Source organism: Chromobacterium sp. CV08 (assembly GCF_051129845.1).
Lineage (GTDB): Bacteria > Pseudomonadota > Gammaproteobacteria > Burkholderiales > Chromobacteriaceae > Chromobacterium.
This window is the reverse complement of record NZ_CP150453.1, coordinates 3,887,527-3,902,258: the sequence shown is the minus strand read 5'-3', so window position 1 is coordinate 3,902,258 and position 14,732 is coordinate 3,887,527. Positions and strand designations below refer to the sequence as shown.

The 14,732-nt window shown below is 59.5% G+C and carries 11 protein-coding genes; 5 read left to right on the top strand and 6 right to left on the bottom strand.

Annotated features, from left to right (window positions below):
* Positions 1–25 precede the first annotated feature (25 nt).
* Both WNM05_RS17700 and WNM05_RS17695 read right to left on the bottom strand, forming a co-directional pair.
* Positions 26–1,159 carry a M14 family metallopeptidase gene (locus tag WNM05_RS17700; protein ID WP_434629293.1) on the bottom strand — a complete coding sequence of 378 codons (1,134 nt, stop codon included), beginning with the start codon at positions 1,157–1,159 and terminating at the stop codon, positions 26–28.
* Between the two features lie 130 nt (positions 1,160–1,289).
* On the bottom strand, positions 1,290–1,844 hold the full coding sequence (locus tag WNM05_RS17695) for a phasin family protein (protein WP_434629291.1): 555 nt from the start codon (positions 1,842–1,844) through the stop codon (positions 1,290–1,292).
* 186 nt (positions 1,845–2,030) lie between these two features.
* On the opposite strand from WNM05_RS17695, the gene phaR reads away from it, so the two are divergent.
* The 3 genes from phaR to WNM05_RS17680 all read left to right on the top strand — a co-directional run bounded on the left by phaR (position 2,031) and on the right by WNM05_RS17680 (position 5,327).
* Positions 2,031–2,591: a polyhydroxyalkanoate synthesis repressor PhaR gene (gene phaR / locus WNM05_RS17690; protein WP_434629289.1), complete on the top strand. Its 561-nt coding sequence runs from the start codon at positions 2,031–2,033 to the stop codon at positions 2,589–2,591.
* Between the two features lie 97 nt (positions 2,592–2,688).
* Positions 2,689–3,990, top strand: a complete 1,302-nt coding sequence (locus WNM05_RS17685; RefSeq protein ID WP_434629287.1) for a tetratricopeptide repeat protein — start codon at positions 2,689–2,691, stop codon at positions 3,988–3,990.
* Positions 3,991–4,244: 254 nt separating this feature from the next.
* On the top strand, positions 4,245–5,327 hold the full coding sequence (locus WNM05_RS17680) for a ricin-type beta-trefoil lectin domain protein (RefSeq protein ID WP_434629285.1): 1,083 nt from the start codon (positions 4,245–4,247) through the stop codon (positions 5,325–5,327).
* A gap of 191 nt (positions 5,328–5,518) precedes the next feature.
* Here the strand turns inward: WNM05_RS17680 and WNM05_RS17675 are convergent, their stop codons facing one another.
* Genes WNM05_RS17675 through WNM05_RS17665 form a run of 3 tightly spaced genes read right to left on the bottom strand, consistent with a single transcriptional unit; the run spans position 5,519 to position 8,783 of the window.
* Positions 5,519–7,369 carry an alpha/beta hydrolase family protein gene (locus tag WNM05_RS17675; protein ID WP_434629284.1) on the bottom strand — a complete coding sequence of 617 codons (1,851 nt, stop codon included), beginning with the start codon at positions 7,367–7,369 and terminating at the stop codon, positions 5,519–5,521.
* Positions 7,370–7,421: 52 nt separating this feature from the next.
* Complete coding sequence (locus tag WNM05_RS17670) at positions 7,422–8,525, bottom strand: hypothetical protein (RefSeq protein ID WP_434629282.1); 1,104 nt, start codon at positions 8,523–8,525, stop codon at positions 7,422–7,424.
* A gap of 54 nt (positions 8,526–8,579) precedes the next feature.
* On the bottom strand, positions 8,580–8,783 hold the full coding sequence (locus tag WNM05_RS17665) for a hypothetical protein (RefSeq protein ID WP_434629280.1): 204 nt from the start codon (positions 8,781–8,783) through the stop codon (positions 8,580–8,582).
* 632 nt (positions 8,784–9,415) lie between these two features.
* On the opposite strand from WNM05_RS17665, the gene rimO reads away from it, so the two are divergent.
* Entirely contained in the window at positions 9,416–10,732 is a 1,317-nt protein-coding gene (rimO, locus tag WNM05_RS17660) for a 30S ribosomal protein S12 methylthiotransferase RimO (protein WP_434629278.1), read from the top strand.
* Between the two features lie 148 nt (positions 10,733–10,880).
* Entirely contained in the window at positions 10,881–13,391 is a 2,511-nt protein-coding gene (locus tag WNM05_RS17655) for an EAL domain-containing protein (RefSeq protein ID WP_434629276.1), read from the top strand.
* 54 nt (positions 13,392–13,445) lie between these two features.
* On the opposite strand, the gene serS is transcribed toward WNM05_RS17655, so the two are convergent.
* On the bottom strand, positions 13,446–14,732 hold the full coding sequence (gene serS, locus WNM05_RS17650; protein WP_434629275.1) for a serine--tRNA ligase: 1,287 nt from the start codon (positions 14,730–14,732) through the stop codon (positions 13,446–13,448).

The following is a 14,732-nucleotide window of genomic DNA, read 5'->3' as shown; positions in this document are numbered from 1 at the left end:
GGCTTTTTTTCGTTGCCGCGGCGGTTTATCCGCGCGCCAGTTCGTTCACCACCGCGTAGAGCGGGGACAGCACCGCCTCGCCCAGGCGCAGGCTGCGCTGGCCGCTCCAGCCGAAGTCGTCGTCCGGCAGATTGTGGTTGTCCTTGAACGGCATTTCCAGCGTGAAGGCGAGACAGTCGAACTGCTCGCACACCCAGTTGGTGGCGATGCCCATATTGGCCTGACCGGCCTCGTTGCGCGGGTAGCCGTGCTCGGTCTGGAAGTCCGGGCTGGCCAGCAGGAAGTGGTGGCGGAAGCTGTCGGCCAGACGCTCCAGCTTCTCGTTCCACGACGGCACGCCCTCGGTGCCGGCCAGGAACACGTAGGGGATGTTCTCGTCGCCGTGGATGTCGAGGAAGAGATCGACGCCGGTTTCCAGCATTTTCTGCCGGACGGCCAGAACTTCCGGACTGCGCTCGGCGCTAGGTTCGGACCATTCGCGGTTCAGGTTGGCGCCGGCGGCGTTGGTGCGCAGATTGCCCAGCACCGAGCCGTCCGGGTTCATATTCGGCACCACGTAGAACGTGGCGCGGTCCAGCAAGGCGCGGCTGGTCGGATCCTGCGGATCCAGCAGGCGGTTCAGCAGGCCCTCGACGAACCATTCGGCCATCGTCTCGCCCGGATGCTGGCGCGCGGTGATCCAGATCTTCAGATCGGACTCCACTTCGTGGCCTATGGTCAGCAGGTCCATGTCGCGACCCTGCACGGTGGAGCCGAGATCGGACACCTGGCACAGGCCGGAGCCTTGCGCCTGGCCGATCAGGCTCAGGTGCTGCTCGTAGGAGTACGGCTCGAAGTAGGCGTAGTAGATGCTGCCGGACAGCGGCACGTGTTCGATCACCATCACGCCATCCTCGTAGCGGGTGGGGACGCGGAACCAGTTGACGCGGTCGTAGGAGGCCACTGCCTGATAGTCCACCCAGCCTTGCGGATAGGCGCATTCGGCGGCATTGAGGAAGCGGAAGGTGCAGTGTTGATAGGCAGCCCCTTGCACACGGAAGTAGAACCACTGCGCGAACTCGGCCGCATTGTCGCGGCGGATGCGCAGCTGGATGTCTTCAAGGTGGTCGGTGGCGACGATTTCGATACTGCCGGCGTCGAAGTTGCTGCTGATCTTCATGGGTGGACCTGTGGGGCTTGCTCGATACTCTGGAATCGGGATTGTAACCCCGCGAGCGGGCTGCGCGCATCCGTTATTAAAGAGAAAACCCCGCAGCGGGGCGGGGTTCGATGCGTGAGCTCGATCCGGCTCAGACGGTGGCGCCGCGTTTGGCGGACTGTTTCACCGCGTCGGCGGTGGCGCTGGTGGCGGCCTTGACGCTGCTGTCTGTGAACTCGGCCACTTGCTGGGCGGCCTTGCTGAAGGTGTTGACGGCGGCGGCGGCGGCGGCGACCGAGGTCTTCACCGCGTTCAGCGTGGCGTCGGAGCCGGCCGGAGCGTTCTTCGCGACCGACTCGATCGAATTGATCAGCGACTTGTTGAACAGGCCGACGCTCTCTTCGATCAGCTTGCTCAGCTCGCTCTGCGCGCCGGACACCACTTCGTACAGATTGCGCGAGTGGCTGACGATCTTGTCCACCGACTGGGTGGCCAGCTTGTTCAGGTGGTTGACCGCTTCCTGGGTGTCCTTGAACTCGGCCAACTGGCGGGCGGCCTTGGTATTGTCTTCCAGCGACTGTTTGGATGCTTCCAGTTGCAGCTTGATCAGCCGCTCCGAGCTGTCCAGGGTGATTTGGGCGAATCGCAGCGTGGATTCGAGGCCGGTCAGCGAGAGCTTGTTCAACTGTTCGTTATTGAAGGACATGGTGTAAAACCTCCATTGCGTGGAAAATGGGGTCCAACGATTTCCGTGCGGGATGATTGTGCGCCGCACAATGACGTGGAAATGTAGCACACCGTATTTCGACGTGGTAGAAGATTTACTCTAGCCTGTTGTATTTATGTTAGATTGCCAGCGTACAACGCCATGACAATAAACCAGGAGCGTTAAATGAGTGTTGAGAAACGGGTCATCAAGAAGTACCCGAACCGTCGTTTGTACGATACGGCCACCAGTTCCTATATCACGCTGGGCGATGTCAAGCAGCTGGTTCTGGACAATGTGGACATCCAGGTACAGGACGCGAAGACGCAGGAAGACATCACTCGCAGCGTGCTGTTGCAGATCATCCTGGAAGAGGAAAACGGCGGCATGCCGATGTTCAGCTACGAAGTGCTGACCCAGTTCATCCGCTACTACGGCCAGGCCATGCAGGGCATGATGGGCCCGTTCCTGGAGAAGAATCTGCAGTTGTTCTCGCAGTTGCAGCAAAAGATGCAGGAGCAGACCCGTGCGATGTACGGCGAAAACGCCATGCTGAACACCTCGCTGTGGGGCGAGTTCATGAAGCTGCAGGGACCGGCGATCCAGAGCATGATGGCCAACTATATGGAACAGAGCACCGGCATGTTCCTGGAAATGCAGAACCGGATGCAGGAACAGACCAAGCAGCTGTTCGGCGGCTTCTCGTTTCCCGGCTATCCCGGCGCGGAAGACAAGGACAAGTCCTGAGCGGCTTGGGCCGGCGCCGTCGGCGCCGCGGTTCACCCGATATCGGCCGGAGGCAGGCATGCCTCCGGCTTTGTCTTTTTGACGGATCGGAGACGCGATGAATGGGGACGACCCGCGCTTGAGCAAGGCGCAGCGCCTGCATCTGGCCGGCGAGTTGGAGGCGGCCGAATCGGGCTACCGCGCGATGCTAGTCGATGGTCCTGCCGGCGCCGCCCCGCGCCATTGGCTGGGTTTTCTGTTGCTGCAGCAAGGCCGCCTGGCGGAGGCGCGGCAGCAACTGGCGCAGGCGGTGGCCGACGACGACGGCCATGCCGAGTGGCATTTCAATCTGGGCATGGCCTGCGCCAGGCTGGGGCAGAGGGATGAGGCCATCGCCGCGCTGGAAAGGGCGACAGCGCGGGATCCCGCCGGCTATTTCTACTGGACCAATCTGGCGGCGCTGCTGGACGAGGACGGGCAGCGCGAGCCGGCCGAGGACGCTTGCCGCCGCGCGATCGCGCTGGATGCCGGCCGTCCGGACGCGTTTCATCTATTGACCGGCTTGTTGCTGCGACAGGGCCGTTACGACGAGGCCAGGCGGAGCAATGCCGAGGGCGTGCTGGCCGAGCCGCCGCAGCGGGCGGCGCCCATCGCGCGGGCGCAGGCCCTGGTCGAGCTGGGGCGGCGCGCCGAGGCACGGGCCCTGGTCGAGGATTGGCTGAACGGCCGGCCGGACCATCCGGCGGCGAGGCATTGGCTGGCGGCTTTCGGCTGGAGCGAGACGCCGTCCGCCTGCAGCGCCGACTACGTCGGCCAGACTTTCGACGCCGCCGCCGCCGGTTTCGACGCGACGCTGGCCGTCCTGCATTACCGCGGGCCGCGGCTGGTCGCCGACTGGCTGGCTGCGGCGGCGATTGCGCCGCGCTCGCTGCGGACGCTGGACCTGGGTTGCGGCACCGGTCTGATCGGCGCCGAACTCAGGCCGTTCTCGAACGAGCTGATCGGCGTCGACCTCAGCGCCGGCATGCTGGAACAGGCGCGCGCCAAGGCTGTGTATGACGGGATCGTCCAGTCCGAGCTGCATGATTTTCTGGCTGCGGATGAGCGGCGCTACCAACTGATCGCCTGCGTCGACACCTTGATCTATCTGGGCAGCCTGGACGGACTGTTCGCGCTGCTGGCGCCGCGGCTGGCTCCGGACGGCGCGCTGCTGCTGAGCGTCGAGCGGCTGGCCGGCGACGACGGTGATTACCGACTGCATCACAGCGGCCGTTACCGGCATGGCCGGCGCTATCTGGCCGAGGCGCTGGGCAAGGCCGGCCTGGACGTCGCCGAGTGGCGCGAGATCATCCTGCGGGAAGAGGGGGGATGCCCTGTCGAAGGATGGTTTGTGTGCGCCCGGCATCATGACGAAAGCTAGTTTCCAGTCTGGTGCGAACGCGTAGGAATTTTTAGAGCCGCTAACAAAACCGCGCAGCGTACCTGAGCCAAGGCGCGCCGACGCAGGCAGTACAAGTAGTACGACAAGGAGGCGCAACGCAGGATCAGGGGTTTTGTTAGCGGGTCTTAACTGACAAGCTGCTAATATCGGTTTGGCTTTTAAATATTTCCATCTTGATCGGATGGGGGACGCTCCATCCTCTTGCCACGCGCGTCGCGCCGGAAGGATACGCCATGAGTCTGAAATCCGCCGTCCCCATGTTGTTGCTGCTGTCATTGGTACCGCTGGCGCATGCCGCCGGCAAGACGCCGGGCACCTACACCCATTATCGCTTCCCGGCCGGCACCGCCGGCCTGGACGCCGTCGACTTCGAGATCACCGTCGATCGCGATCCCGGTTATTCCGCCAATGTGTACTGGGCCAATCAGTTCGATCTGGTCGGCACATCCGGCGCCTACGCCGGTATGCAGAGCAACGGCGGCAGCCAGCGCACCTTTCTGTTCTCCGCCTGGGACACCACCGACGCCAAGGTCGGTTCCGCGGGCAGCTACTGCCTGACCTTCTCCGGCGAGGGCAGCGGCCGCAGCTGCCGCATTCACGTCGACTGGAGCCAGGGACACCGTTACCGCTTCCATGTCGCCTACGAGGGCGGCGGCTGGTTGGGCGTGACCGTCAGCGATCTGAGCGCGGGAACCTCGTTCAAGCTCGGCAGCATCAAGACCGCGTCGAACAAGATCTCGCCGAACAATATGGTCAACTGGACCGAGTATTTCGAATGGAACAACAACCGTTCGACCTGCCTCGGCCAGCCGTATAGCCAGGCCACGTTCGCCTTGCCGCGGGGCACCGCCGGCGGGCGTGCCGTATCGGCCGTCGTCAGCGGTACTTCGGTCAGCAATGCTTGCCCGGACTTTGCCAAGGCGAGCGAGACGGCGGGCGGCAGTATTCAGCAGAACGCCATCGGCAACAGCGTTCGCGCGCCGATAAGCAACGGCGGCCGTTGCCTGGATGCCAGCGGCGGGCTGGGAGAGGGCGTGGCCGCCATCACCTACGGCTGCACCGGCGGCGCCAACCAATCCTGGGTGTATGCCCGCGATGCCACGCTGCAGTTGCAGAACAATTACTGCCTGGAGGAAAACGCCGCCGGCGTTCGGGTGGCCAGCTGCAGCGGCAACAGCCGCTGGCAACTGAGCGGCGGCCAGATTCGCAGCCGGCAGAGCGGACTGTGTCTGAGCGCCAATGCGACCGGCCAGCCGGTGGGTTTGCTGCAATGCGGCGGGAGCGGCAATCAGTCGTGGTCTACGCCGGCGCCTTGAACCGGCGATGCGGCCGCGCCGCGGCCGGAAGCGCTGGTTTTGAAAGGCCGGTGTCTGCCGTATCGGATTCAAACGTAGGGATCGCTTGCCAGCGATACGGTTTGAACGAAGCGCTCGAGGAGTGGTTTTAAATGATTTGGGCAGCCTGGCGTCGTCGCGCATCCCTTTGTTGATGGTTGTGGAGCACACGCTCATAAAAAGCGCAGAAACCATCTGGCAATGTACTCATATATAAGGATCTGATTTTTCTTTTTGGAAATGCAATGTCCTTCATCTGGAATGCTTAGTAAGCCGGAATCCTTTTCTAGTGTGGTAAGCTTTTCAAATGCGATCAATGATTCCGTGTATGGTACATTGCCATCATTTTCTCCATGTATCAATAAAAGAGGCGCATTGATGGATGCCAGCTTGTAGTAAGGGGATAATGATTTAAGCCATTTCAAGTTTTTTATAGGGTCGCCGTATTCCCGTTTTGATATTTCCGCCATGTATGGGGTTGTGTTTTTGAAGAATGTCAAGAAATTCGATATGCCAGAAATGCTGACTCCTGCGGCAAAGTATTCTGGAAATTCGGCCATGCCCATCAAGGTCATATAACCGCCATATGAGGCGCCGACAATCCCAATTTTCCCTGAGGCGGCTAGGTTTCTCCCCAATACCCATTCAGCGCAGTCCTTGATGTCTTGAATGGCGTTTTTTCTCAAAATCCCATTATCCATTTCTGTGAATTTCTTGCCGAACCCGGTAGAGCCTCTAACATTGGGGGCGAAAATGGAAATACCCGTTTTTAGCAGGATTTGATAAAGTGGGTTGAATGCTGACGTTTCCTGCGCTTCCGGCCCGCCATGAAAGGAAATCACCACCCGTCTAGGCATGTCTGCAATAGGGAGCGCTTGATACAGCCAGCCAGCCACTTCAAGACCATCTCTTGCTTGCAAGACAATATATTCTGGTTCCACGAGCGTTGAATCGAATAATGGCTCTGTGGCGTCCTGGTCGGGCATACTGATATCCAGATCAATAGTGCGAATGGAGATCGGCGCAGTGGCGCTGGATGATGAAATGGCGATTGTTTTTCCATTGGTGGCAGCAGTGAGCTCCCTGATATGAGCAAACTCCCGTTTTTTCCAGGCTCGCAAGGTGTTTTCAATAAGCTGATAAGTTTCCAGCATCGCGGATCTGGGCGTGGTCCAGCACGCAGCGGCGGCATTGCCTTTTTGCAGCATTGAGAAGAGCGCTAAGTCTGCGTCTGCGTAGGCTTGGACTATGGTAGGCAAGACTGGGTAGTTTTCGGTAGCCGGGATGATGCCTAGATAGTATCGGTCTGAATTGATATTGCTGACAATATAGATGTATTTTTCGCATCGAGAGAATTGTGCAAAACGTACTTCGGACTCCAGGCTAAGCGGTACCAATGGCTTGGCTTCTTGAGTGGCGCAATCAAGCAGATATAAATAGGATAGGCCACGTTCTGGGCGATTGATTACCAAGGCCTTGCTACCATCCTGTGAAGAGTCGGCCAGCCAGCTTCTGCCTTGAGCAATGAAGAGAGGTCGCCATGCCATCGTATCTGTAATAATGTGTAGCCCTCTGGGTATTTTTTTAAAGCCTGAAGTCCAAACTACGAGATTGTCTATATTTTTAATCCAGCCAGATATTTGACACATGGAGTGTGGAGTCTGAATTTTCCTTAGCATTTTTCCTTCTGGATTGATGATGTGTACTAGCATGTTTATTGAACCGCCTGGTGCGATATCTAATGCCAATTTCCCACTTTTGGGCGATACCTTCAATGACGAGATGAGGGAGCTCTGTTTGTATATTTGAATTTCTCGGCCATTGGAAAGGCTTCTGGATATAATGGACGAACCTGTTTCTTCGTTTTTTATATAAAATAGGATTTTTCCATCTGCTGATATTTGAGGAGAGCAGCATTCTGACGATTTTGCTAGACTTTGCAGTAATCTCTTGTGTTCAATGGATAGTACAGGCAGGCTTTTCCCTCTATGATTGGCATCATATTTATATTGAGTGGAGGTCATGGTGTTTTTCATATTTCACCGTTGAGTTCGATCCAAATTGGCGTGCCGAAATTTATAGTAATTGCAAGCTTTTCTCGGCGGTTTTAGGAAGTAGGCCTTCATGGTTTTGAGTGTTTTGTATGATGTGCCTGAAATATTGAGTAAATTCGGAACTGGATAGTATCTCTGGAAGTGATTTTGTCAGCTTCTCTTGTATTGAGGTGTTCTGTGTGAAGAGATGGCAGAATTGGTTAAGTACGTTTGTGTTACTTAATTCCTGATCTAGCCAAAGAAATTGCCCTGCCTGATTTATTTCTAGGAAAAACACTTCCCCTTTTTTGTTGACTGCCAAATCAATGCAGGAAAACTCAAGATTCATTGCTTTCATTAGATTTTTACAGCAAGACTCAACCTGTGGTAACAGTGTAGTTTTTTGCACTTCAGGGGAATTTAAATGCGAGTCCGATATTTTAACATGTTGGCCTCGTATTATTTTTGCAGCGATAAGATCTTTTCCAAGAGCGGTGACTCGAATTTCGTGATCTATTTCGATTTTATGCTGATATATATAAGGCATGGCGCGCAACATTTCCGCATCATTTATATGATGTGCACTTAATGTCTCTGCGAAAACGGCACCAATTGACCCGTCATCTAGTTCTATGCGTTCAGGTAATAAAGGCTTGGCTATTATTTCCCCCGATGTTTTGTGAAAAAATTCTCTTATTTGAGATGGATTATTTGATATCAGTGTGATGGGGATTTTAAAGCCACATCGCTTTGCTGTTTGCAATTGCAGGGGCTTATATTCTGCTTTGTGCCAGCTTGTCGGTGGGTTGATCCATCGACACTGTGGAAGCAAGTGTTGAAAATATTCAAGAAACCAGCGACTCTGTCTTGTCGCATTCTTCACGTCGGAGGGGTGAAGGTTTTTCGCGATAGCGGGCACCGGCGCTTTTCTGTTCCAAATAGTAGCGTAGCCCATTTTCCCAATGTCAATATTTTCAATATAAAAGGTCTCAAGACGATTTTCGACGTAATATGAGAGCTGTTGAAATGCGGGAAACTCTGATGGGTACCAAATGTCGACACGATAGCCTACTGACTTCAATGCAAACGAAACAACTGCTGCATGTAAGTCAAGTGGATGGGAAATGATAAGTAGCGGTTGTTTCATGGCTTATTTATTCAGCAGCCTCCATATGAATGATGAGGAGGCTGCTAAGTAAATTTAATACATGATGGCTATATCACCTCCGCCAGCATATTGAGATGCGGCGGCATCGGGTGTCATCGTTCCCCCGATAACAAATTCAAGTTCGGTTGCCGGAATTTCGCGCATCAGAGCTGTTGCCAGTGTGCGGACAGCCATCCGGTCTACGCTTGATGTCGCATCACTTGCCGCATCGATCTTCGAATATTGCAAGTCTTTCATAGTGAAACTCCTTACAAAGTTAAGCGTGAAAGATAATTGGATATTAACGATGATGCAGCTGCAGTTTGAGATTTGGAAATGCTGGTGTCAATACATTTGCTATGGGAAATGTCTGAAATTAATTGGCGGTACAATACTCGATACCGTGAAATCAGCCTGAGCCAGCCTATTCGAAGTAAGAACAGCGCCGTACCGGGTAGAGCATTTACTGGCATGTCGGTAATCGCAACATGATTTCTTATCTATTTAGCTGGATAAAAGCATAAGGTGGCATACGGTCTTATCGAGCAGAAAAGGCGCAGGAAGATCGATATCTGCGACGAGGCGATGGCGCCTATTCCGATATCTACGTTAGCAAGCGTGTGGCTGGGAATATGAAGGCGGTCCGGGCATCCGTGCTTGCGCATCTGACCGGTGGCCGGGGCGGGGAAGCTGCTCAACGGCGATGGTCAGGCCGGTCGGCGCCGGCGAGTCTGTCGCGCGCAAGACATTGATCTCATAGGTCTTGCCTGCATGCGCGCGGCGGTTTCGAATAGAGGTGGCACGCGTTTTCTCCCGGTGCTGGAGGCAGTATGCTCCGCGGCAGTAAATCGTTGTATACTTTCGCGTTTTTCGTTTCCCGCGATCCTGCTATGAATAAGACCCCCCGCGTCGGCTTCGTGTCGCTGGGCTGCCCGAAGGCCGCCAGCGATTCCGAACAGATCCTGACCCGCCTTCGCGCCGAAGGCTACGATATCGCCGCTTCCTATGACGGAGCGGACCTGGTTGTGGTGAACACCTGTGGCTTCATCGATTCCGCGGTCGCCGAGTCGCTGGACGCCATCGGCGAGGCGCTGAACGAGAACGGCAAAGTGATCGTGACCGGCTGTCTGGGGGCCAAGGGCGACGTGGTGAAGGAAACCCACCCGTCGGTCTTGGCCGTGACCGGCCCGCACGCCACCGATGAAGTGATGAGCGCGGTGCACACCCATCTGCCGAAGCCGCACGATCCCTTCGTCGATCTGGTGCCGGACATCGGCGTGCGCCTGACGCCGAAACACTATGCCTATCTGAAGATTTCCGAGGGCTGCAACCATCGCTGCACCTTCTGCATCATCCCGTCCATGCGCGGCGATCTGGAGAGCCGTCCCATCCATGACGTGCTGCGCGAGGCCGAGAGCCTGGCCAAGGCCGGCGTGAAAGAGATCCTGGTGATTTCGCAGGACACTTCCGCCTACGGCGTCGACACCAAGTACAAGCTGGGCTTCCACAACGGCCGTCCGGTCAAGACCCGGATGACCGAGCTGTGCGAGGAGCTGGGCCGCCACGGCATCTGGGTGCGCCTGCACTACGTCTACCCGTACCCGCATGTGGACGAGGTGATTCCGCTGATGCGCGACGGCAAGATCCTGCCCTATCTGGACATCCCGTTCCAGCATGCCAGCCAGAAGGTGCTGAAGCTGATGAAGCGTCCGGCCAATAGCGACAATGTGCTGGCGCGCATCAAGAAGTGGCGCGAGATCTGTCCTGAGCTGGTGATCCGCTCCACCTTCATCGTCGGCTTCCCCGGCGAGACCGAAGAGGATTTCGAGGAGTTGCTGACCTTCATCCGCGAGGCGGAACTGGACCGCGTCGGCTGCTTCACCTATTCCCCGGTCGAAGGCGCCACCGCCAACGAGCTGCCGAATCCGGTGCCGGAAGACGTGAAGGAAGCGCGCAAGGAGCGCTTCATGGAAGTGCAGGCCGAAATCAGCGCCCGCCGCCTGGAGCGCCGCGTGGGCCAGACCCTGCAGGTGCTGGTGGACGAGATCGACGACGAGGGCACCGCGGTGTGCCGCAGCTACGCCGACGCGCCGGAGATCGATGGCCTGGTCTTCGTCGAGGACGCCGCCGGCATGAAGGCGGGCGAGTTCTACCAGGTGGAAATCGTCGACTGCAGCGAACACGACCTGTGGGGCGTGCGCAAGTAATAGGACGGCATATCCCGATGCGACGGCGCAGGCGCTCAGGCCCTGCGCCGTTTTTGCTTTGTGCAAGGATTTTGACCAGTAGGCCCTTGTCGTGGCATGGTTAACGGTATAATGGCCGGACGAATTATGACGAGGCGATTGCCAGCCCATGTCCGTTTCCAGTCAGACGCTAGATGAAATCGCCTCCCGCGACCTGCTGTGCTGCCCGCCGTCGCTGCCGATCCGCGAGGCTGCCAGCCGGATGATGGCGGCGGCTTGCAGTTCCATCGTGGTGAGGGACGAGGAGAGTGGCGAGATCCTCGGCATCTGGACCGAGGCGGACGCGCTCGAGGCTTCGCTTGGCAGGCGCGATCCGGCGCTGCCGGTGGCGCAGGCGGTCAGCGCGCGGCTGGCCAGCCTGCCGCACGACATGCCGCTGCCGGAGGCGGTGGGCGAGTTCCGCCGCCGCCGACTCCGCCATGCGCTGGTGTTGCGGCATGGCCAGCCACTGGGCATGGTCACGCTGACCGACATCGTGCGCAACCAGGGGCTGGAGTCCTTCCTGATCGTCAAGCGCGTGCGGGACCTGTCCGGCCCGCCTGCGACGGTGTTGCCGGCTTCGGCCAAGCCGCGCCAGGCGATGCGGCGGATGCGCGAGCACGCGCTGTCAGCGCTGGCGGTGTCGCTGGACGACGGTGGCTACGGCATCGTCACCCAGCGCGACGTGTTGCGCTGGCTGGCGGCCGACGCGTTGCCGGCCACGTTGGGCGAAGGCTGCCGCCGCCCGCTGATAGGCGTGGCGGAGTCGGATAGCCTGCTGCAGGCCAGGCGGCTGGTCCAGCAGCACAATATCCGCCACCTGGGCGTGTTCGACGCCGCCGGCCGGCTGTCGCGGCTGCTGGGTTTCGACGACATCGTCCAGGGCATAGAGCACGAATACCTGCACGAGCTGAACGAGGCGCTACGCCTGCGCGACGAGGCCCTGCAGCAGTCGCGCCGCAGCCTGCTGCTGGCCGACAAGGTGTTCGAGTCGACGATGGAGGGCATCGTCATCACCGACCGCAACGGCGTGATCCAGTCGGTGAACCCGGCCTTTTCGCGCATCACCGGCTACGGCCGCGAGGAGGCGTTGGGCAAGACGCCGGCGCTGCTGAAATCGGGCAAGCAGCCGCCGGAATTCTATCGGCAGCTATGGAGCAATCTGCTGCGCGACGGCCGTTGGCAAGGCGAGGTGGTGAACCGCCGCAAGGGCGGCCTGCTGTACACCGAACACCTGAGCATCACCGCGATACGCGACGGCGCCGGCGAATGCCTGCACTACGTGGCGGTGTTTTCCGACATCACCCAGCGCAAGCAGGCCGAGGAGAGGCTGCATTTCCTGGCCAACCACGATGCGCTGACCAGCCTGCCCAACCGTACCTTGTTCCTGGAGAGGCTGCAGGGCGCGCTGGAGCGGGCCGGGGCCGGCGGCCACGGCGTGGCATTGCTGTTCATCGATCTGGATCGCTTCAAGCTGGTCAACGACACGCTGGGCCACCACGCCGGCGACCAGCTGCTGATCCGCATCGCGCGCGCCTTGCAGATGCAGCTGCGACCCGGCGAGACGGTGGCGCGGCTGGCCGGCGACGAGTTCACCGTACTGCTGGAGGACATAGGCGGCGAGGCGCAGGCGGCCGCGCGCGCGCAAGAGGTGCTGGACGCCATCACGGCGCTGTCCGACGCGGCAGGGCAGCAGATGTTCATTTCCGCCAGCATAGGCATCAGCATGTTCCCGGACGACGGCCGCGACGGCGACACGCTGCTGGTGCACGCCGACACCGCGATGTACCTGGCCAAGGAGCGCGGCAAGAACGGCTTCCAGTTCTACACCGCAGACATGAACGCGCGCGCGCTGGAGCGGCTGAAGCTGGAGTACAGCCTGCACCGCGCGTTGGCGCAGCAGGAGCTGGAGCTGTGGTATCAGCCCAAGGTGGCGCTGGACAGCGGCCGGATGATCGGCGCCGAGGCATTGCTGCGCTGGCGGCATCCGGAACTGGGGCTGGTGTCGCCGGAGCGCTTCATTCCGATCGCCGAGGAGAGCGCGCTGATCGCGCAGATAGGCGACTGGGTGCTGGCCACCGCCTGCGCCGACATCCGTCGCTGGCGCGACGCCGGTCTGTGGCCGGGGAGGGTGGCGGTCAATGTGTCCGGACGCCAGTTGAAGCATGGTGATTTCGTCGGCCAGCTGGAGAGGGCGCTGAGCGAGTACGGGCTGGACAGCGGGGCGCTGGAGCTGGAGATCACCGAGAGCGTGGCGATGGAGGACGACGGCGGCATGGTGGAGATGCTGCGGCGGCTGCAGCGGCTGGGGCTGTATCTGTCGATAGACGATTTCGGCACCGGCTACTCGTCGCTGTCCTATCTGAAGCGCTTGCCGGTACGCGGGCTGAAGATAGACCGCTCCTTCATCATGGACCTGCACAGGGACGGCGACGACGCCGCCATCACCCGCGCCATCGTCTCCATCGCCCGCAGCCTGGGGCTGGACGTGGTGGCCGAGGGCGTTGAGGAGGAAGCGCAGCGCCGCTTCCTGCTCGAACAGGGCTGCAACTGCGCCCAGGGCTATCTGTTCAGCAAGCCGCTGCCGCGCGAGGCCTTCGCTGCGTTGCTGGCGGAGTCCAGTACGGCCAGCCCGGCCTGAGCGGACGTAAAAAAACCGGCATCGCTGGATGCCGGTCGTTTCGATGGGAGGCGATCAGCCGCCTATCCTGTCCTTGCCGCCCATATACGGACGCAGCACGGTCGGCACGGTCACGCTGCCGTCGGCGTTCTGGTAGTTTTCCAGCACCGCCACCAGCGTGCGGCCCACCGCCAGGCCGGAGCCGTTCAGCGTGTGCACCAGCTGGTTCTTGCCGTTCTCGTCCTTGTAGCGCGCTTTCATCCGGCGGGCCTGGAAGGCCTCGCAGTTGGAGCAGCTGGAGATCTCGCGATAGGTGTTCTGCGCCGGCAGCCAGACTTCCAGGTCATAGGTCTTGGCGGAGCCGAAACCCATGTCGCCGGTGCACAGCGTGATGACGCGGTAGGGCAGCTCCAGCGCCTTCAGGATGTTCTCGGCGTGGCCCACCATCTCTTCCAGCGCGGCGTAGGAGTCTTCCGGCTTCTCGACGCGCACCATCTCCACCTTGTCGAACTGGTGTTGACGGATCATGCCGCGGGTGTCGCGGCCGTAGCTGCCGGCCTCGGAGCGGAAGCAAGGCGAGTGCGCGGTCATCTTCTTCGGCAGTTCGCTCTCTTGCAGGATGGTGTCGGCGACGGTATTGGTCAGCGTCACTTCCGACGTGGAGATCAGGTATTGCGGCACGGCGGATTCGTCGCCGCCGCGGGTCACCTTGAACATGTCGTCGGCGAACTTGGGCAGCTGACCGGTGCCCAGCAACGCGCTGTCGTTGACGATGTACGGCGTGTAGTGTTCCTGGTAGCCGTGATCGCCGGTATGGGTGTTCAGCATGAACTGGGCCAGCGCGCGGTGCAGGCGGGCGATGTCGCCCTTCAGCACGGTGAAGCGGGCGCCGGACAATTTGGCGCCGGTGTCGAAGTCCAGGCCCAGCGGGGTGCCGACATCGACGTGGTCCTTCACTTCGAAGTCGAACTGGCGCGGCACGCCGACGCGGCGCACTTCCACGTTGTCGGCTTCGTCCTTGCCCACCGGCACCGATTCGTGCGGCAGGTTGGGGATGGACATCAGCCAGGCGTCCAGCTTGCCTTGCACGCCGTCGAACGCCTGCTCGGCGGCTTTCAGCTCGTCACCCAGGGTGGCTACTTCGGCCATGATGGCGGAGACATCTTCACCCTTGCCCTTGGCGATGCCGATCTGCTTGGAAGTGGCGTTGCGCTTGGCCTGCAGTTCCTGCATCCGGGATTGCAGGGACTTGCGCTCGGATTCCAGCTGATTGAATGCTGCGGTGTCCAGGGTGTAGCCGCGGCCGGCCAGACGGGCGGCGACCGCTTCGATGTCATTACGAAGTAGATTGATGTCGAGCAT